Source organism: Leclercia adecarboxylata (genome assembly GCF_006874705.1).
Classification (GTDB): Bacteria; Pseudomonadota; Gammaproteobacteria; order Enterobacterales; family Enterobacteriaceae; genus Enterobacter; species Enterobacter adecarboxylatus_C.
Map to the genome: position 1 here is coordinate 750,365 of NZ_CP035382.1, position 17,689 is coordinate 768,053.

Below are 17,689 nucleotides of genomic sequence, written 5' to 3' on the forward strand. Positions count from 1 at the left end.
TGTTCAGTTTTTTAGGGATAATGCCATGAACAAAGTACCTTGCTGGTGGCTGGGGTGCTGCCTGTTGTCCGGGCACGCCCTGGCGGCCGACTCGCCTGCGGTCATTAATTTTGGGCAATTAAGCGAAAACCAGGAGCTGCCCTCTCTGAATGGACGGGTCGCCCTGCCGACAAGCCAGGCCGCGCCCGGCACCTTAACCCTGGGCGATGCGGTGACACGCGCCGTTAACTGGCACCCCACCATTCGCGAAGCGGTGGGCAAACTCTACGAACAGATCCAGCAGGTCGACGTCGCCAAATCGAAGTACTACCCGCAGATCAGCGCCGGCATCAACAACGGCTACAGCAATAACTCCAGCGACACCGGTTTTACCCCCTCCGTGGTGCTCTCCCTCTCCCAGATGCTCTATGACTTCGGCAAGGTCGCCAGCCAGGTGCGGGCCGAAGACGCGGGCGTGGTCCAGCAGCAGGCCAACGTGCTGCTGAGCATTGATACCATCGCCCGGGATACCGCCACCGCGCTGGTGCAGGTGCAGATGTGGCAGCAGATGGTGGAGACCGCCGAAGAGCAGCTTGAGGCGCTGAGCAGCATCGGCACGCTGACGCGCCAGCGCAATGACGAAGGGGCCACCTCGCTCTCCGACGTGGTGCAGACCGACGCCCGTATCGAAGGGGCGCGCTCGCAGCTGATGCAGTATCAGGCGAATCTCGACAGCGCCCGCGCCACGCTGATGAGCAACCTCGGCTGGAGCAACCTCAACGCGGTCAGCAACGCCTTCCCGGCTAAACTGGCCCAAAGCTGCGACATCAAGGAGCCGGATGACCGGCTGGTGCCGGCGGTGCTTTCTTCCTGGGCACAGGCCAACGTGGCCCAGGCGAATCTCGACTACGCCAACGCCCAGATGACCCCCACCGTCTCGCTGGAGCCGGAGGTTCGCCACTACATAAACAATCGCTACCCCGGTCACGACACCCTGGATAAAACCCAGTACAACGTGTCGGTCAACGTCGAGATGCCCATCTACCAGGGCGGCGGCCTGAGCGCCCGGCGCAACGCCGCCAGCCACGCGGTGGAGGCGGCCCAGTCCAACGTGCAGCGCACCCGGCTGGATGTGCGGCAGAAACTGCTGGAGTCCAAAAGCCAGGTGATGAGCCTGATGAGCACCCTGCAAATTCAGTCCCGCCAGGAGACCCTCAGCCAGCGCACCCGCGAACTCTATCAGCAGCAGTATCTGGATCTCGGCTCCCGCCCGCTGCTGGACGTGCTGAACGCCGAGCAGGAGGTCTTCCAGACTCGCTTTACCCAGTGGCAAACCGCCGGACAGCTGCATCAGCTGCAGATCAACTGCCTGTATAACACCGGGCGGATGCGCAACGCCTTCGACCTTGAAAACCACACCATTCAGTCAGTGGAGATCCAGCCATGACGCGAGACGATATCCTTCACGAGGAGCCACTGACGCAGGAGGCGCTGGAGCACTGGGCGCAGGCGTTTGGCTATGTCGCCACCCGCTACCGGGTGGCCTGCTCCCCGGGCGCGCTGGTGGCCGGTGCCCCCTGGCTGCAGGGGAAAAGCAAAACCCCGGCCCTCACCGGGCTGGCCCGCGAGGCAGGGCTCTCCTTTCGGCTGCTGAGCAACGGCGAAGAGTCCATCAACAGCTGGCGTCTGCCGGTGGTGGTGGAGCTGAACGACGGCAAGATCGGGGTGATTGAACATTTCGACGGCGAAGACATGCTCGACGTCTGCTTCTTTGACGGCAAGGCGCAGACCAACCGCATCTCGCTGGCGAAGCTGCTGCCGGCCATTCATCAGGTGGTGGCCCTGCGCCCGCTGGCGGCGTTGAAAGACAGCCGCGTGGATGCCTATATCTCAAAGTACCGCCCGGACTGGCTCTACCGCCTGGTGATGCGCGACCTGCGCCCCTACACCTACGTGATGCTGGCGGCGCTGTTCATCAACCTGCTGTCGCTGGCCGGAATTTTGTTCTCGATGCAGGTCTATGACCGGGTAATCCCCGCCCAGTCCTACCCTACCCTGTACGTGCTGACCATCGGGGTGCTGATCGCCACCCTGTTCGGCTTTATCCTGCGTCTCGCCCGCAGCCACATTATGGACCTGCTGGGAAAACGCGCTGACCTGCGCGTATCGGACCGGGTGTTCGGCCATGCCCTGCGCCTGCGCAACAGCGCGGTGCCCCGCTCCACCGGCAGCTTTATCTCCCAGCTGCGCGAGCTGGAGCAGATCCGCGAGATGGTGACCTCCTCGACCATCTCAACCATTGTCGACCTGCCCTTCTTCTTCCTTTTTGTGGGGGTGCTGGCGATCATCGCCCCGTCGCTGGCGTGGATCGCCCCGGTGGCGGCGGTGCTGATGGTGCTCCCGGGCCTGCTGCTGCAGAAAAAGCTGGCGGCGCTGGCAAAGCAGGCGGCTCATGAATCGACCCTGCGCAACGCCGTGCTGGTGGAGAGCGTGCAGGGGCTGGAGGACATCAAGCTGATGCAGGCGGAGAACCGCTTCCTGCAACAGTGGAACAGCTACGTTCAGATCACCGCCGAGTCGGGCCTGAAGACCCGCGAGCTGACCCAGGGCCTGATCAGCTGGGGGATGACCATTCAGAGCCTGGTCTACACCGCGGTGATTGTGGTGGGCGCCCCGATGGTGATCGAAGGCGAGATGACCACCGGTGCGGTGGTGGCTGCCTCGATGCTGGCCTCGCGGATGATCGCCCCGATGGCAACCCTGTGCGGTGTGCTGGCCCGCTGGCAGCAGGTGAAGGCCGCCAAAGAGGGGCTGGACAACATCATGCAGCTGCCGACCGAGAACCAGCGTGAAGAGACGCCGATCCGCCAGGACGTGCTGCGCGGCCACTACCTGTTCGATCAGGCGCAGTTCGCCTACGCGGGCGACGCGCAAAACCCGGCCCTGCGCATCAACCGGCTGGAGATCAAACCCGGCGAGCACGTGGCGATCCTGGGCCGTAACGGCGCGGGCAAATCGACCCTGCTGCAGGCGATGGTGGGCGGTATGGATCTGGTCGGCGGCGAGCTGCGGCTCGACAACCTCAGCCTGCCCCATCTCGACATGGCGGACGTGCGCCGCAACGTCGGCCTGATGAGCCAGAACGCGCGGCTGTTTTACGGCACCCTGCGCGAAAACATCACCCTCGGGATGCCGCGCGCCACCGACGAAGAGATTTTTGCCGTGCTGGAGATGTGCGGGGCGGCCACCTTTGTGCAGAAGCTGGCGAAGGGACTGGACCATCCGATCATGGAGAACGGCGTCGGGCTCTCCGGCGGCCAGCGCCAGTCGATTTTGCTGGCACGTATGTTCCTGCGCGATCCCAACGTCGTCCTGCTGGACGAACCTACCGCCTCGCTGGATGAGCATACCGAACGCGAGTTTATCCAGCGCCTGAGCCAGTGGCTGGGCAACCGGACCCTGATCGTCGCCACCCACCGGGTGCCGATGCTGGAGCTGGTGGAGCGCGTGGTGGTGCTGAAAGAGGGAATGCTGGTGATGGATGCGCCGAAAGCCCAGGCGCTGAGCAACAGCCGGATGCAGCAGCAACAGCAGGCGAATGGCCGGGAGTGGAAAAATGAAAATCAATCAGCATGATGCCGCCGCGATGGACGACCTGGATAACGCCCTCGGCTCCGAGAGCGGCTATACCGGGGCCAGAAGCATTGTGATCTTCAGCCTGCTGCTGTTTGTCGTCGCCGGAGTGTGGGCGTGGTACAGCATTCTCGATGAGGTCTCCACCGGCACCGGGAAGGTGATCCCCAGCTCCCGCGAGCAGGTGTTACAGTCCCTCGACGGCGGGATCCTCGCCGAGCTGAAGGTCCACGAGGGGGATCAGGTGCAGGCCGGCCAGGTGCTGGCGCGCCTCGACCCGACCCGCTCCGAATCCAACGTCGGTGAAAGCGCCGCCCGCTACCGGGCGTCGCTGGCCTCCAGCGCCCGTCTGCATGCGGAGGTGAACGATCTGCCGCTCACTTTCCCACCCGAGCTGGCGAAATGGACCGACCTGATCGCCGCCGAAACCCGGCTCTACAACTCCCGCCGCCAGCAGCTGGAAGACTCGCGCCGCGAGCTGCGCCAGGCGCTGGAGCTGGTTAACGCGGAACTCGCCATCACCCAGCGACTGGTGAAAACCGGCGCCGCCAGCCACGTCGAAGCCCTGCGCCTGCAGCGTCAGAAGAGCGACCTGGAGCTGAAACTCACCGACCTGCGCTCGCAGTATTACGTCCAGGCCCGGGAGGCGCTGTCCAAATCCAATGCCGAAGTGGATATGGTATCTGCGGTGCTGAAGGGGCGTGAGGACTCGGTCACCCGCCTGACGGTAACCTCCCCGGTGCGCGGCATCGTGAAGAACATCAAGGTGACCACCATCGGCGGCGTGATCCCGCCGAACGGCGAGATGATGGAGATTGTGCCGGTGGACGACCACCTGCTGATTGAGACTCGCCTGTCGCCGCGCGATATCGCCTTTATCCACCCCGGCCAGAAGGCGCTGGTGAAGATCACCGCCTACGACTACGCCATTTACGGCGGGCTGGACGGCGTGGTGGAGACCATTTCGCCGGACACCATCCAGGATGAGGCCAAACCGGAAGTGTTCTACTACCGGGTGTTTATCCGCACCAGCCAGGATTACCTGGTCAACAAAGCGGGCAGGCACTTCTCCATCGTGCCGGGGATGATTGCCACGGTGGATATCAAGACCGGCGAGAAATCGGTGATGGATTATATGATTAAGCCGTTCAACCGGGCGAAAGAGGCGCTGAGGGAAAGATAGTATTTACCCTCTCCTTTTGGGAGAGGGCTGGTGTGAACGGGAAGTATTGCCGGGTGGCGGCTGCGCCTCACCCGGCCTGAAACAACACCGTCCAACGCTTCACGGTATCAGCTATGTGCGCCAGGATGGATCTGCGTGCTCAATCAGTCGCGTAAGCGCTTTGAAAACATCCTGTCCTGCGCCAAATCGAGGGTCGAACGGCAGCGAATCCTGGGTGCATTTGCGCTGGATAGCTTCAGGTAAGTAGAGAGGAAAGAATTAATGGGTTTGCCGCAGGAGATAGAATGCCGGGTCATACTTATTAGCGGATAAACTTATCCCGATAATAGCGGCGAGCAACATAAACCGCGATATTCCCGTATATGAAGCCGCCCAACCCGCCTGATATTATCAGGCCCGGCGTACCATAATAAGAAGTGCCTGCCCCCACGCACAAACCACAGATCAGCAGTCCACACCATGTTTGCCAGTGACGAAAAATGAGTTTATACGCGCTTCGCCAGCGCTTGCCGCGCTCCTGAAACGTAAGATGTGAAAGTTCAGGAATGCTTTTTAACGTCCAGTAGATTTTCATCCGCGCCTCCATGTCGAGGAAAGCATTGAGTCTTGCTTAATCCGCTATCAGGTTCATGCATATTCTATGAATCAAAAAAAGGACGCCATCCGGTGAAGTAGCGTCCCTGAGCGTCCAGGATATAAAGGCTAACCTTCATATTTATCCTTTCATAGTATCTATCGTTGTTCACCTGCCAAATATGGTACCGAAGCGCTGATATTCTGCGGTGAAGCGTTCAGAGCCAAAGCGACGCGGCAAATCGGGTCGTTAACCTTTGATGAGTTTCGGGGTTGCACGGTCGATGCCCTCGCCCACCGGGGCGTAGGATCCCCGGTAAGCTGTTCACCAGCCTGCATCCCTGCAGGCTATGCCCTCCCGGCGCGTCCCTGCGCTTCGCCCCGGCCTTCCGAAAACGCTTTGGCGAGGTTCAGCCGAACCAGGGCGACGCTGTAGGCCATTTATTATCAGTGAGTTATTCCATTGCTTTAAAGGCAATAAAATTACCGGGGATAATTCAGCCCTTGGGGTATGTGAACGGCATTATTCAGGCAATGCGTACACCACCACCTGATCGCCCACCTGATCCTTCAGGATAGTATTCCCGCCTGCGACGAACGCCACATACTGACGGCCTTTGTACTCATAGACCGACGGGTTCGCTACCGCAGGGGCTTCAACCTGATCGGCCCACAGCTCTTCACCGCTCTCCACCGAGTAGGCGCGCACTTTGGCATCCATCGAGGCACCGATAAAGATCACGCCCCCCGCCGTCACCGCCGGGCCGCCAATGGTCGGTGAACCCCAGCTTTCCGGCATAAAGAAGCCATACTGCTGCGATGCGCCAACAGGACGACGCCACTTCACATCACCGGTATGCATATCCAGCGCCACGATTTCACCAAACGGCGGCTTCCAGCACGGCATACCCAGCCAGTTATTCGCCACCATCAGGCGCAGACCATAAGGTGCCCCTTCCTGAGGCGCAAAACCGCTCTCATTCCCGGCGCTTTTATCCGCTTTATCGTAATCTTCACGGCTGTAGAGCTTCACGTACTGCACGATATGGGAAGTGTTAACGATAGCAATCTGCTTGTGCGGATCGAACGCCACCCCGCCCCACTGCACGCCGCCGGCGCTGTCCGGATAGGTGAGCGTGCCTTCGCCTTTGGTGACAGGCGGCGTGTACATGCCGTCATAGGTGAGATTGTCCCACAGGCGAGTACACTGCCCGGCACCGACGACATCCGCCAGCTTCCAGATCTCTGGTTTTTTCGACTGATCGAGCAGCGGCGCAGGTTTCGTCGGGAAAGGTTGCGTTGGCGAGAGAACTTCGCCCTGCACCGAACCATCGCCCTGCGGTACCGGACGCTCTTCGATAGGCCAGACGTCTTCGCCCGTCAAACGGTTAACCACAAACAAAAAGCCCTGCTTGGTGGCCTGAATCAGCGCCGGGATCTGCTTACCGTTTACGGTGATATCCATCAGCGTCGGCGCAGAGTTGATATCGTAATCCCACACGTCGTGGTGCACCCACTGACGAGACCAGACGACTTTACCGGTGTTGATGTCCAGCGCGGTGGTAGAGGTGCCGAGTGGAATAGGATCGACGCGGTTGCCACCCCAGTAGTTGGGGGACGGAGATGAAACCGGGAGATAGACCAGGCCGTTGGCCTCATCGGCGGACATGTGCGTCCAGACGTTGGCCGTCCCGGTACGTTGGCGGATCTCAGCCGGGATCGCATCAAAGGTCCATTCGCGCTCGCCGGTGCGGGCATTGATGGAAAATACGCTGCCCGGAGGCGCTTCGGCATAGGCCCAGTCTTTACCGGCCCAGCCCACAATCAGATGGTCGCCCACGACGGTCGGCGGCTGCAGGATAGATAGCGGGTACTTGGCATTAACCGTGTTCCACTGATTGATGTCCAGCACGCCATTGTCCGCAAAGCTGCTGCACGGCTTGCCGGAATCGGCATCCAGCGCGAAAAGCTTGCCGTCAACGGTGCCCATATAAACGATCTTCTGACACGCCTCTCCGGCGACCGGATTTTTTGCCTGCCAGTAAGAGACGCCTCGGTTTTTCAGCACCGGCTGGGTCAGCGCCTTGCGTGACGATTTGGTGTCATAGTGCCACTTCTCTTTACCCGTGCCCGGTTCCAGCGCAATCAGGCGATCGAAAGGGGTGCCGATGTAGAGCGTCTCATTCGCGAAGATGGGCGTGGCGGACCAGACGGTAGCCGGGGTGTCGCCTTTGCCATCCGAGACGTCGCCGGTATGGAACTCCCAGACTTTTGTTAATTTACCGACGTTATCCGCCGTAATCTGCGTCAGCGGACTGTATTTCTGCGCGTTAAGCTGCCCATGGAAACTGTCCCAGGTGGCCGCGGAGGGCACCAGCGGGGACGCAGGTTGCTTGACCGACGCGGCTTTCTCTCCGCCTTCCTGACCGGTTGATGCCTCGTCAGTGGTTTTTGTGGTGCCCGGCGCCTGCTGATCGGCCGCGTCCACATTAAGCTCTTCCTGAGTCCCCTGAGAGGCTTCAGCGGCTTTATCCTGCGCCTGCAGCGAGAGTGGAGTAACCAGCAGTGCCAGCGCTGTCATGCTGACCTTAAAGACGGAATAGTGTTTATCGTTATGCACGGGTGGCTCCTCAGGCTCTGACGCGGGGATTGTGACGAACGGAATTGCTGCTCAGCATAATCAGACCAATCAGGCCGACCACCATAGCTGCCGTAATGATGTACTGGTGCAGCAGCGCGGCTGCAAAACCAATCCCAAACAAGAACACGAGGGTGACAATAATCAGGAAAATGCGCCCGCCGCGACGGGTTGCGGCACGCAAAATAAAGCTCAATATTGCCAGAAATACGCAGGCGATGGCCACGCCCAGCGCACCAATAGTGCCGGTGACGCCTGTAAGCGGTGTCAGCCAGGCATATAACGCCACCGCGAAGCCAATGACCGCGGCCAGCAACAGCAATATGCTGCCGACGCGGGAGGGTTGAGAGTGCAACATACCAGGAAGTCCCCTTATAAAATAAACAAGTCACTCAAACGGCGTTTTCATGGGCAGTTGCAGCTATTTTCATTCTCGTACACGCTAAAAAAACAGCGCAGTATGAAGAACAGCGGCATATTCCACTAAACGTATCAGAGTATAGAAGATGATTTATTTAAGGGGGCTGAACCGTCTGCCGTGTTTAACTTTTTGCCCGCAGCAAATTTTCAGACACGCGTCGATTCGCCTGTTTGAACGCCTCAGCGTTATGGCCGAGGGACTTCAGCTGTCCCCGGCTCTCTTCTAACGCCGTTTCAAGTTTATCCACTTCATTAGAGAGACGGGAAACCATAATGAAGAGTATCGCGACCCCTGTAACGACAGGAACAATTAACCACCATGACACAAACATGTGCGTAACCCTGGAAGATAATGAACGTAGTTACAGTCTTATTAGCTCCATGAGTAAAAACAATAATAACAATTGATGAGTTTTGTAGGCCGGGCAAGGCGTAGTCGCCACCCGGCGTTGTCGCACAAGCGCTACGTACCCGAAACCTTCGGGAAAATCTCCAGATATTTCTCCGAGCCATAAAACGGGATCACCAGAAACGCCATGCCCGCCGTTCCGCTGGCTAACTGCACCGCCATATCGCCGCTGCGGGTAATAAACAGCGTCCGATCCTGCCAGCGGCAACCGACGCTCATATCCGGGGTGCAATTTTTAAACTTCGTTAACAGCACGCCCTCTTTGCTCAGGAAGAAGTACCGGCTTTCGGCATCGGACGGTTTTGCCGCCGACTCATCCAGCAGCGCGTAGGTCTCCTCCCGCAGCGTTCTGTTTTGCGCATCCAGCGATTTCACCTGCAGCGATCTGCCAGGATAGTTGAAGCGTAACTCCACCATCGCCGCGTTGTCGGCTCTGACATACAGAGTCTCGGCCAGATCGTTTGCGCCGTAGTATTTTCCCCCGCCCGGCTGAAGCGGTTTCGTCATAAAGCGGTACACCGTGTGGCTGCGAATATCCTGGCGGTTCGGATACTCCGCATTAAATTGCGCTTTCTGCGGCGAACTGACGACGCAGCCGGTGAGTAACAGCAGACAGAGCAGGACAGACAGTTGACGCATTACTATTCCCCATGCAGGTATTCAGAGTATGTTGACGGTGCGCGCTAACCAGCCAGGAAGATGCTCTCTGTACCAGCTGAGGTAGGCCTGAAAATCGCTTTTCTGCCGCGCATGCAGCAGTAAAACCACCTCCGTCACAATCCAGGCTTTCGCTATGGCGATCTCTTTGGCTAAGTCACGCGCGTCGGAATAACAGGCAATAAGACTATAACGATCGGCCAGCGTATTGAATGCCTGAAGGGTGCCCATCCCCTTAATCAGGGGGGCGAGGTCGATAGCCGGACTTCCCGTGCCAAACCGTTCCCAGTCAAAAAGCACCCACTCGCCGTTATCTCTTCGGCCCCAGTTACCCGCATTACTGTCGCCGGAAATTAAACCCGGATGCCGAAACAGCGCCTCGCTGTGCTGATGAAAACGGCGCATCTGCTGTGCAGCCCTTTCTGGTAAAACCAACAGCGCGAGGGAGGCCTCAAGCGCGGCGGCTGACCAGCCGTGGGGATGATAAGTCCATGAAGGATCTGGCGGATGACCATGCAGGCGGGCCAACATCGACAGCACCTCATCGCCTGCTACAGCGTCCTGATCCACCGGGTGGGGAATATATTCCAGCCTTATTTTACGCCGGGAGGCATCAGCGAACAGCAGCGCGGGAGAAGCGATACCCGCATGGCGGAGCCGCGGCGCAGCGGAGTGATAAAACGCAAACTCCACCTCACTGACGGGATATTTCTCGATGACCTGGTGGCCCTCTTCCTCGCCGATCAGCGTGACGTTCGCCGCACCCATTCTGGATAAATTCTGTTCAGACATGCTTGATTCCTGTTATGCCCCCTTCGCCGCAGACTGCCAGTAAAGCGGCGACCCAAACGCTTCCACGTAGTAATCAATGACCGCCCGCACATTCAGCGGCGGGTGGCGCGTATGGGGGTAGATCGCCGCAATGTTGAGGGGCTCGGTATTAATGGAGGTCTCGTGGTCCGGCAGCAGCTTCACCAGCTCACCGCTGTGGAACCGGTCGCCAATCAGCCAGTCCGGAAACAGCACAACCCCCATCCCGCCCAGCGCCGCAATAAGCAGGGTTTCGGCGTTATTGGAGGACATCAGCGGCGTAACGGGATAGTGGATCCACGCCTCGCCGGGCCGACGCAGCAGCCAGCGGTTGGGGCCGGACGAGCCGCGGTAGACCAGGCATTTATGCCCCATAATGTCGTCCGGCGTTTTCGGCGTGCCGTATTTGCGCAGGTACGCCGGAGCGGCGGCGAGGTGATAAAACTGCTGGCCCAGCACCCGGGCGTGAAAAGAGGAGTCGGTCAGCGCGCCGATGCGAAAGATCACGTCGGCGGCATCCCGGTGAGGATCGATATAATCATCGGTCAACGTCAGCTCGATGCTGAGCCGGGGATAGCGTTCCGTCAGGCCGGGAAGGCCGGGGGCGATGTGCCGCTGGCCGAAAAAGACCGGGGTGTTGATGCGGATAATGCCAGAAGGCTCCCGCTTGCGTTCGTCCAGCTCCCGGCGCGCCTCGTCAAGATTGCCGAGCATCTGGCGGGCAAAACGAATAAACAGATGGCCGCTCTCGGTCGGGATAATCGCCCGCGTATTGCGGTAGAACAGCTGCTGGCCGAGCGCGTCTTCCAGCTGATGAATAACGCGGGAAACCTGCGACGCCGAAATCCCCTCCCGACGCGCCACCACCGAAAAATTCTGGGTTTCATAGACCGCAACGAAGATCTGCAGCCAGCGAATATTGATGTTTGCGACGTCGTACATTGATGCATTTCCTGCACAGGTGTTTATTGCATTATGGCATTTTTCTCACGGATAAACAGGCGTACGCTTCCCGGCCTCAACAACGGAGAGACGGCGTGGTATGCAACTGATATTGATTTTATTCACGATCGCGGGCGGCATGGGGCTGTCCGTCGAGGCAGGACTGCTGGGGCCGCTCGGCGGTGAGGTAGGCGATCTGTGGGCAACGTTCAGCGTGTTTGGCGTCGGTGCCGCCCTGACGTTTTTGCTGATGCTGTTTTTCAGCCCGCGCAACAGTCCGTCGTTTTTCGCCCAGCCCTCATGGCAGCTGCTGGGCGGGGTGCTCGGCCCGGTGTACGTCATCATTCTGACCATCGCCACGCCGGCAATCGGCATCGCCATGACCATGATTGGCATCCTGGCGGGCCAGGTCTTTAAAAGCCTGATCATCGACCACTACGGCCTGCTGGGCACGCCGCATCGCAAAATTGACAGTAAACGCATCATCGCGCTGGGGTTCATCATCGCCGCGCTGGTTCTGGTTGCACAGGGGTAACAGTATGACATTTATCATGATTATTCTGGCAGTTATCGGGGGTGCGACGCTGAGCATTCAGGCTGCCATCAACGGCCAACTGGGCAGCAAAGTGGGCGTCTTCAAAAGTGCGTTCCTGACCTTTTCCGTCGGCGCGCTGATCACCGCCCTGCTGATCTTCTTCTTTGAACCGAAACAGGCCGTGACCCTGCTGGACGTGCCGAAATGGCAGCTGCTGGGCGCAATGTTTGGCGTGCCGTACATCGTGATCATGGTGCTGGCCGTGCAGCGTATCGGTACGGCGGTCGCTACCGTGGCGGTGATTTTTGGTCAGCTGACCATGAGCATGCTGATCGACAATTTCGGCTGGCTGGGTAATGCGGCTATTCCCTTTTCGATGAGCCGTCTGGGGGCCATCGTCTGTCTGGGGATCGCGTTGTTCTTTATCTACTCCAGCAGCAGAACGCCGGAAACGAAAGAAGAACCTGCGCAGGCAACATAATGCCCGGCGGCGCTGCGCTTGCACGGGCCTACGAGGGTGTTGTAGGCCGGGTAAGCGTAGCGCCACCCGGCAAATAGAGCCGATTCGCCAGCCCGCGGCAAATTGGTTATCATCCTCGCCTCTTTTATCCGCCGGTCAGCCTGATGTCTGCCATTATCGATACCTTTATTGCCCCGCCGTGCCACGACCCGATAGAGACGCTGTGGCAGGACGATCATCTGGTGCTGATCAATAAACCCAGCGGGCTGCTCAGCCTGTCGGGGAAGAATCCGCAAAATCTCGATTCCGTGCACTACCGGCTGGTGCAGACTTTTCCCGGCTGCACCCTGGTGCATCGCCTGGATTTTGGTACCTCCGGGCTGATGGTGATTGCCCGTAACAAGGCGATCAATGCCGCCCTCTGCCAGCAGTTCAGCCAGCGCAGCGTGACCAAGATCTACACCGCCCTGCTCTGCGGCCATCTGGCCGATGACGAAGGGGTGATAGATGCGCCCATTGCCAAAGATCCGGCGCTGTTTCCGCTGATGTCGATTTGCGCTATCAACGGCAAACCTGCCCGCTCCCGCTATCGTGTGGTGGAGCGTTTTTATCACGAAGGGGACGTGCCGGTAACGCGGGTTGAACTCACCCCGGAGACCGGGCGCACCCACCAGCTGCGCATTCACTGCCAGCAGCTGGGCCACCCGATCCTGGGCTGCGATCTGTATGGCGGGCTCCTGCCGCCCGGAACCGAGCGGACGCCGCGGCTGATGCTGCACGCCAGCGAGCTGCATTTTGCCCATCCCGTCAGCGGGGAGCCGATCGTCGCCCGCCATGCCAGCCCGTTCTGAAGGTGATAAGCCCTGCGTCAAATCACCATGCCCGGTTCTGCAAAACGACCCGGTAGCCATCGTGATCCACGAACGTCCGTCCGTTAACGTCCCAGTAGGGGTTAAAGGAATCCACGCCAGTAAAACCTGCGTCGTTCATCCGGCCGCAGGCCTGCTCCCACTCCGCTTTATCGGGATAATAGAGAACGAACAGGTCCTCTTCGGTATGGGAGGGCTGGACGGGATGATGGGGACACACCGTAAACTCGAGGTGCCAGGGCAACGCTTCCTTGCCTGCCATAATCCCGCTGAATCCCTGATGATCCTTGAAGTCAGCAATCTTTTGCAGGCCCAGTCCCTGGCTGTACATCTGAAACGATCGTTCGGGGTCGGTAACGGGTCTGGCAATTCGCATATGGGTGAACATCCGGCGCTCTCTTGTGGAAGGTTCGTCAATGCGCCTTAGTCTATCTGCCCTGACGTTTTTCATTTTCCCGTGAGTGTCTTTGTTAATTTGCACGCTAAGGAAGTACCATCCATGGATTGCTTTTAATCACTTCATTCAGGACAGTAAATGAAAAGACGTTATGTTGTGGCTGATGTTTTTACTGATACCCCCTTTCAGGGCAATCCCGTCGCCGTGGTTTTAGATGCAGAGGATCTGAGCACCGAGCAGATGCAGCGGATTGCCGTTGAGTTTGGCTACAGTGAAACGACCTTTGTGCTTCCGCCGGACGATGCTGCCCATACGGCGCGGGTGCGGATTTTTACCCCCTCGCGTGAAATTCCGTTCGCGGGCCATCCCAACGTCGGCACGGCTTTTGTGCTGGCAAGCTATGCCGCAATGAACGAGACGTCTCTGCCCGAGACGCTGCTTTTCGAGGAAATTGCAGGCCTGGTTCCCGTCAGGCTGTTAAAGGACAACGGCACGGTGACCGGTGCCGAACTGGTCACGCCGGAAGCCTTATCCTGTCGCTCCGAAGTCAGCCCGGAACAGGTCGCCGCCTGTCTGTCCCTGACCGCAGAGGATATCCGCACCGAGGTGCATAACCCTGTCGTCGCCTCGGTTGGCCTGCCGTTTCTGGTGGTGGAACTCGCCTCCCGGGATGCGCTGCGCCGCTGCGTGCCGAATTTACAGGGGTTCCGCGCGGTGCTGCCGCTGGATGGCGCGGTCTCTGTTTATGCTTATACCCAGGATAAAGATGCCGGTGAGGTGGGCGATCTGCAGGCGCGGATGTTGACCCCGCGCATGACGGAAGATCCGGCCACCGGTAGCGCCACCGCCGCGGTAACCGCCCTGCTGGCGCTGCATCGGGATAAAACCACGCTGTCCCTGCAGGTGAGCCAGGGCGTTGATATGGGGCGGGCCAGTGTACTTTATTCAGGGTATGACGCCTCGTCAGGGAAATCCGTGGTTCGGGTGGGCGGCAGCTGTGTCATTACCATGGAAGGGGCGTTTACGCTTTAACGCTGCAACATCGCCGGGTGGCGGCTACGCCTTACCCGGCCTACGCACTTCCCCTTTTCTGAAGACGCCTCGCAAACCTTACATTCTCCCCAGCGCTACGCTTCCCCACGCTAAAACTCCAGGTTAATTTGCCATTACAGAATATGTAAATAAACGCACTTGCGCACAGTGCATAAGTGCATTAAACTGACCTACGTTCACCAGGATGGAGAATGACCACACCACTTACGTTAAGGAGCATCTCTGACTTTCGCGATACCTGGCTTGAGGACTTTTTTCTATATGGACGTCCACATGGAAAAATCCCGGCAGAGATAGCGTCAGCTCTGATGCGAAAACTCGACATCATCAACGCAGCGACCTCGTATCGGGATCTGCGTAGCCCACCCGGCAACAAGCTTGAAGCGTTGAGCTCGCCGCTTCTGGGTTGTTATTTGATACGCGTGAACAGGCAATACCGACTGATTTTCATCTGGTCAGGCGGTAAGGCGAAAGGGATTTATCTTGATCCTCATACCTACAATGCTCACCGATGAGCGATGCGTATGGGGACATCCGCTAAACAAGGCAGGTCATAAAATGGCATTCACAAACAGCACCCGTAAACCGACCACACCCGGCGATATTCTGCTTCACGAGTTTCTTGAGCCGCTGCATTTAAAAATTGCCGATCTGGCCGAGATGCTTAACGTGCACAGAAACAGCGTCAGCGCGCTGGTCAATAACAACCGAAAACTGACCACGGACATGGCCGTACGGCTAGCCCGGGCTTTTGATACCACCATTGAGTTTTGGCTGAACTTGCAGCTGAACGTGGATATCTGGGAAATTCAGCACGACGAGCGCATGCAGGCAGAACATCAGCAGATCATTACTGCGGCGGAGATGGTTGAGAGGAAGAAAGCGCAGCAGTCTGTAGCGTAATTCTAAGAGAGCATAAACTTATGAATGCGGGCCCTGTATTGGCCCGCAATGGAATACTCGTTTTTTCGGCCGCGGTTAGACCAACGCCAGTTCCCGCTCTAACACTTCAACGATTAACTGGTTTTTAGAGATTGAATGCTGTTTAGCAACTGCCGTCAGGCGGGCACCCAGGCGTCCAGATACCCGAACAGTCAGCCGTTCCTGTTGTTCTTCACGAAACGGCTGAATACCTTCTTCACGACAATCCTGTAAATATTCTGCCAAAGAGATTTCTCCCTCTTTATGCAGACCGGCGATACTGTCCGCGACAAAATCACAGTAACCAGAGACATTCAGGAACTTACCGCGAAACGCACCGATTTCAGCTTCAAAGGTGATGATGGCCGGTTGCCCCTGAATCATCATGATGTTACTGGCCTTATTCATATTCCACTCCTACAGAATTCTCTAACCACTCGCGTAACCCATTTACAGCCCCTTTATCCATTACATTTCCGGGATGCGGTTGATGGGTTAAGTATAACGACCCCAATAAAACAAAGCGGCGACGAGATCCTTGACCATTTTTGATCTTACCGCCCAGATATTTAACGAGACTGATAACATCATCCCATTTAATCCCTGATTTTGGCGGCACCGTCATAATATCGTCCAATGTTTTACGGTGCCGGGAGTTGAGGTCCTTGACCTTTATCATCCCTAATCCTCTTGACGTCATGTCGTAACGTCATTCTGGCAAAAATAAAAAATGACGTCAATTTTTGACGTCATATGATGGTCGGTAAATGCGTACGTTCTTAAGCGCATCCTGCAACAATTCATCGCATTCACATCTTTTCCTGAAGACGCCTCGCAGGAATGAAATCTGCCTTATCTCCCTGCTTTAACAGTGGCTATTTGCGGCGTAGGGTGTCGGTACGTCAGCAACATCTGGCGTCGGGATTGGCATCCCGGTTAAACTTAATGGTGAGCGGGGCTGTAACGCACCGCGCGTCTGGCAACACTTCTATGGTGGGCTGGACGGGGGCGTCGTTAGACGCGCCGGTATCCATTAAGGCCGGTAATGCCAACTCCGTTCAGTTCTGCCACCCGTGAAATTGGCATTTCCGGGTGGCGGTAAATAAACCACTTAATGGAACATAAATATGGCTACTATCAACCCGCTCATTACCGCCCCCTTCGACCACAATACCGACTTCACCGAACTGGCCGATACTGCGAACGCTTCTGCGAAGCGATGCTGTACGAAGAGGATCCGACAATGAAAATCGCCCTGTGCGGCCGCCTCGCCGCCTGCCTGGCGCTGCTGAAACCGACGCTGCATGAGCCCATTCCCCGGGATCTTGAGGCGTATCTCACCGTTGATTCCCTGCCCCTGCATCAGCCGGAGTTTGCCCCGGAATCCGATGCGCTGTGCGGTTATTGTGAAGCGATCGCCCGGCTGTTGATCAGCAATACGCTGGCACCGGATACCGCCCGCACCATGAGCGATCTGCTGGCAGAGTTAACCGGCTATTTTGCCGATCGCCTGAAGGCGCCACGCTGGCTGACAACCGATGCGGGAGTGGAGTGGATTAACTAATGTGAATCTTTCCCCTTACGATAGCGTGAGGGGAAGATGACAGCTAAGGATGGCTGATGACATGAGCAATTTATCGCTCCAGGAAATACATGAACACTGCCTTCATACTACTCAAAAAATCATTCAGAGCTTCGGTTGGGATAGCATCATCGTAGGTTCGTTAAGCGAGGAAGACAAAACTTACCTTTGGAATGAGAACGATAACGCGGTTCTTAACTGGCGCTGGGCAATAGAGCATTATCGTGGAAATGCCAACGATAACGGTATCTTAGATATCAGCCTAAAAAGTAAGAAGGGATATGATTATGCTGTCCTGCATGCAGCAATAATTTGCAAATATGATGCTCGCAGGAAGGAGTTCGCCATTTGCATGCTGGAAAATCTGAGAGCTCACAAAAAGAGTGCGCTTACAGGTAACGTCTTTATTATTGCTCTGATCTATTCGACAACATTTTGCAGCATGATGGAACTTGATGATGTGGTGATACATGACCCCCTGGAGGAGATGAAACCACGCTATCGATCGTATGGATTCTCACAAGTGTTTTACGCCCCCAACAAAATGTCCTCTGCAGTCGCTGATATTCAGACAACGATTCGACGCAAAGTGATGGGTATCCACTGAGATAAAAATCGACTGTTTGTC

At 57.5% G+C, this 17,689-nt stretch carries 20 protein-coding genes and 1 pseudogene; 11 read left to right on the forward strand and 10 right to left on the reverse strand.

Going from position 1 to position 17,689, the window contains the following annotated elements; translation table 11 throughout:
- Positions 1 to 25 precede the first annotated feature (25 nt).
- The 3 genes from ES815_RS04450 to ES815_RS04460 are packed head-to-tail and all read left to right on the forward strand — an operon-like array spanning position 26 to position 4,795.
- Entirely contained in the window at positions 26 to 1,426 is a 1,401-nt protein-coding gene (locus ES815_RS04450; protein WP_142486792.1) for a TolC family outer membrane protein, read from the forward strand.
- Positions 1,423 to 3,615 carry a type I secretion system permease/ATPase gene (locus ES815_RS04455; protein WP_142486793.1) on the forward strand — a complete coding sequence of 731 codons (2,193 nt, stop codon included), beginning with the start codon at positions 1,423 to 1,425 and terminating at the stop codon, positions 3,613 to 3,615. The genes ES815_RS04450 and ES815_RS04455 overlap by 4 nt, the downstream gene beginning before the upstream one ends.
- A gap of 10 nt (positions 3,616 to 3,625) precedes the next feature.
- Entirely contained in the window at positions 3,626 to 4,795 is a 1,170-nt protein-coding gene (locus ES815_RS04460) for an HlyD family efflux transporter periplasmic adaptor subunit (protein WP_142490014.1), read from the forward strand.
- Positions 4,796 to 5,096: 301 nt separating this feature from the next.
- Here the strand turns inward: ES815_RS04460 and ES815_RS04465 are convergent, their stop codons facing one another.
- The 7 genes from ES815_RS04465 to ES815_RS04495 form a co-directional block, all read right to left on the reverse strand.
- The gene (locus tag ES815_RS04465; RefSeq protein ID WP_142486794.1) at positions 5,097 to 5,369 is read right to left on the reverse strand and encodes a hypothetical protein; all 273 of its coding nucleotides are present in this window, start codon (positions 5,367 to 5,369) and stop codon (positions 5,097 to 5,099) included.
- A gap of 522 nt (positions 5,370 to 5,891) precedes the next feature.
- Positions 5,892 to 7,988, reverse strand: a complete 2,097-nt coding sequence (locus ES815_RS04470) for a pyrroloquinoline quinone-dependent dehydrogenase (RefSeq protein WP_142486795.1) — start codon at positions 7,986 to 7,988, stop codon at positions 5,892 to 5,894.
- Positions 7,989 to 7,998: 10 nt separating this feature from the next.
- Positions 7,999 to 8,364, reverse strand: coding sequence for a hypothetical protein (locus ES815_RS04475; protein WP_142486796.1), 366 nt, complete (start codon positions 8,362 to 8,364; stop codon positions 7,999 to 8,001).
- A gap of 184 nt (positions 8,365 to 8,548) precedes the next feature.
- Complete coding sequence (locus ES815_RS04480) at positions 8,549 to 8,758, reverse strand: hypothetical protein (protein WP_142486797.1); 210 nt, start codon at positions 8,756 to 8,758, stop codon at positions 8,549 to 8,551.
- Between the two features lie 131 nt (positions 8,759 to 8,889).
- Positions 8,890 to 9,474 (reverse strand): hypothetical protein, encoded by a 585-nt coding sequence (locus ES815_RS04485; protein ID WP_185902383.1) that lies wholly within the window; start codon positions 9,472 to 9,474, stop codon positions 8,890 to 8,892.
- A 21-nt stretch (positions 9,475 to 9,495) separates the two neighbouring features.
- Positions 9,496 to 10,284, reverse strand: coding sequence for a phosphotransferase (locus tag ES815_RS04490; protein ID WP_142486798.1), 789 nt, complete (start codon positions 10,282 to 10,284; stop codon positions 9,496 to 9,498).
- A 12-nt stretch (positions 10,285 to 10,296) separates the two neighbouring features.
- Positions 10,297 to 11,244 carry a LysR family transcriptional regulator gene (locus ES815_RS04495; protein ID WP_142486799.1) on the reverse strand — a complete coding sequence of 316 codons (948 nt, stop codon included), beginning with the start codon at positions 11,242 to 11,244 and terminating at the stop codon, positions 10,297 to 10,299.
- Positions 11,245 to 11,344: 100 nt separating this feature from the next.
- Here ES815_RS04495 and ES815_RS04500 point away from each other — a divergent pair, with 100 nt between their 5' ends.
- From ES815_RS04500 to ES815_RS04510, 3 genes are all read left to right on the forward strand, one after another.
- On the forward strand, positions 11,345 to 11,779 hold the full coding sequence (locus ES815_RS04500) for a DMT family transporter (RefSeq protein WP_142486800.1): 435 nt from the start codon (positions 11,345 to 11,347) through the stop codon (positions 11,777 to 11,779).
- A gap of 4 nt (positions 11,780 to 11,783) precedes the next feature.
- Entirely contained in the window at positions 11,784 to 12,260 is a 477-nt protein-coding gene (locus ES815_RS04505) for a DMT family transporter (protein WP_142486801.1), read from the forward strand.
- A 143-nt stretch (positions 12,261 to 12,403) separates the two neighbouring features.
- Entirely contained in the window at positions 12,404 to 13,090 is a 687-nt protein-coding gene (locus ES815_RS04510) for an RluA family pseudouridine synthase (RefSeq protein WP_142486802.1), read from the forward strand.
- Positions 13,091 to 13,112: 22 nt separating this feature from the next.
- On the opposite strand, the gene ES815_RS04515 is transcribed toward ES815_RS04510, so the two are convergent.
- Positions 13,113 to 13,496: a VOC family protein gene (locus tag ES815_RS04515; protein WP_142486803.1), complete on the reverse strand. Its 384-nt coding sequence runs from the start codon at positions 13,494 to 13,496 to the stop codon at positions 13,113 to 13,115.
- A 147-nt stretch (positions 13,497 to 13,643) separates the two neighbouring features.
- Here ES815_RS04515 and ES815_RS04520 point away from each other — a divergent pair, with 147 nt between their 5' ends.
- From ES815_RS04520 to ES815_RS04530, 3 genes are all read left to right on the forward strand, one after another.
- A complete protein-coding gene (locus tag ES815_RS04520) occupies positions 13,644 to 14,537 on the forward strand; it encodes a PhzF family phenazine biosynthesis protein (RefSeq protein WP_142486804.1) in 894 nt (297 codons plus the stop codon).
- 212 nt (positions 14,538 to 14,749) lie between these two features.
- On the forward strand, positions 14,750 to 15,073 hold the full coding sequence (locus tag ES815_RS04525) for a type II toxin-antitoxin system RelE/ParE family toxin (protein WP_142486805.1): 324 nt from the start codon (positions 14,750 to 14,752) through the stop codon (positions 15,071 to 15,073).
- Between the two features lie 43 nt (positions 15,074 to 15,116).
- Positions 15,117 to 15,461: a HigA family addiction module antitoxin gene (locus ES815_RS04530; protein ID WP_142486806.1), complete on the forward strand. Its 345-nt coding sequence runs from the start codon at positions 15,117 to 15,119 to the stop codon at positions 15,459 to 15,461.
- Between the two features lie 75 nt (positions 15,462 to 15,536).
- Here ES815_RS04530 and ES815_RS04535 read toward each other — a convergent pair whose 3' ends face one another.
- Positions 15,537 to 15,887, reverse strand: a complete 351-nt coding sequence (locus ES815_RS04535; protein ID WP_142486807.1) for a type II toxin-antitoxin system HicB family antitoxin — start codon at positions 15,885 to 15,887, stop codon at positions 15,537 to 15,539.
- Entirely contained in the window at positions 15,880 to 16,158 is a 279-nt protein-coding gene (locus ES815_RS04540) for a type II toxin-antitoxin system HicA family toxin (RefSeq protein ID WP_142486808.1), read from the reverse strand. Before ES815_RS04540 ends, ES815_RS04535 begins: the two co-directional genes overlap by 8 nt.
- A gap of 448 nt (positions 16,159 to 16,606) precedes the next feature.
- Here ES815_RS04540 and ES815_RS04545 point away from each other — a divergent pair.
- Positions 16,607 to 17,043 (forward strand): annotated as a pseudogene (locus ES815_RS04545) (hypothetical protein).
- Positions 17,044 to 17,104: 61 nt separating this feature from the next.
- Entirely contained in the window at positions 17,105 to 17,668 is a 564-nt protein-coding gene (locus tag ES815_RS04550; RefSeq protein WP_142486809.1) for a hypothetical protein, read from the forward strand.
- The last annotated feature ends 21 nt before the right edge of the window (positions 17,669 to 17,689 follow it).

Excerpts from the sequence above, each read along its gene's own strand:
- ES815_RS04450 (WP_142486792.1), top strand. The coding sequence starts at position 26 with ATGAACAAAGTACCTTGCTGGTGGCTGGGGTGCTGCCTGTTGTCCGGG.
- ES815_RS04455 (WP_142486793.1), top strand. The coding sequence starts at position 1,423 with ATGACGCGAGACGATATCCTTCACGAGGAGCCACTGACGCAGGAGGCG.
- ES815_RS04460 (WP_142490014.1), top strand. The coding sequence starts at position 3,626 with ATGGACGACCTGGATAACGCCCTCGGCTCCGAGAGCGGCTATACCGGG.
- ES815_RS04465 (WP_142486794.1), bottom strand. The coding sequence starts at position 5,369 with ATGAAAATCTACTGGACGTTAAAAAGCATTCCTGAACTTTCACATCTT.
- ES815_RS04475 (WP_142486796.1), bottom strand. The coding sequence starts at position 8,364 with ATGTTGCACTCTCAACCCTCCCGCGTCGGCAGCATATTGCTGTTGCTG.
- ES815_RS04480 (WP_142486797.1), bottom strand. The coding sequence starts at position 8,758 with ATGTTTGTGTCATGGTGGTTAATTGTTCCTGTCGTTACAGGGGTCGCG.
- ES815_RS04485 (WP_185902383.1), bottom strand. The coding sequence starts at position 9,474 with ATGCGTCAACTGTCTGTCCTGCTCTGTCTGCTGTTACTCACCGGCTGC.
- ES815_RS04490 (WP_142486798.1), bottom strand. The coding sequence starts at position 10,284 with ATGTCTGAACAGAATTTATCCAGAATGGGTGCGGCGAACGTCACGCTG.
- ES815_RS04495 (WP_142486799.1), bottom strand. The coding sequence starts at position 11,244 with ATGTACGACGTCGCAAACATCAATATTCGCTGGCTGCAGATCTTCGTT.
- ES815_RS04500 (WP_142486800.1), top strand. The coding sequence starts at position 11,345 with ATGCAACTGATATTGATTTTATTCACGATCGCGGGCGGCATGGGGCTG.
- ES815_RS04505 (WP_142486801.1), top strand. The coding sequence starts at position 11,784 with ATGACATTTATCATGATTATTCTGGCAGTTATCGGGGGTGCGACGCTG.
- ES815_RS04510 (WP_142486802.1), top strand. The coding sequence starts at position 12,404 with ATGTCTGCCATTATCGATACCTTTATTGCCCCGCCGTGCCACGACCCG.
- ES815_RS04515 (WP_142486803.1), bottom strand. The coding sequence starts at position 13,496 with ATGTTCACCCATATGCGAATTGCCAGACCCGTTACCGACCCCGAACGA.
- ES815_RS04520 (WP_142486804.1), top strand. The coding sequence starts at position 13,644 with ATGAAAAGACGTTATGTTGTGGCTGATGTTTTTACTGATACCCCCTTT.
- ES815_RS04525 (WP_142486805.1), top strand. The coding sequence starts at position 14,750 with ATGACCACACCACTTACGTTAAGGAGCATCTCTGACTTTCGCGATACC.
- ES815_RS04530 (WP_142486806.1), top strand. The coding sequence starts at position 15,117 with ATGGCATTCACAAACAGCACCCGTAAACCGACCACACCCGGCGATATT.
- ES815_RS04535 (WP_142486807.1), bottom strand. The coding sequence starts at position 15,887 with ATGAATAAGGCCAGTAACATCATGATGATTCAGGGGCAACCGGCCATC.
- ES815_RS04540 (WP_142486808.1), bottom strand. The coding sequence starts at position 16,158 with ATGATAAAGGTCAAGGACCTCAACTCCCGGCACCGTAAAACATTGGAC.
- ES815_RS04550 (WP_142486809.1), top strand. The coding sequence starts at position 17,105 with ATGAGCAATTTATCGCTCCAGGAAATACATGAACACTGCCTTCATACT.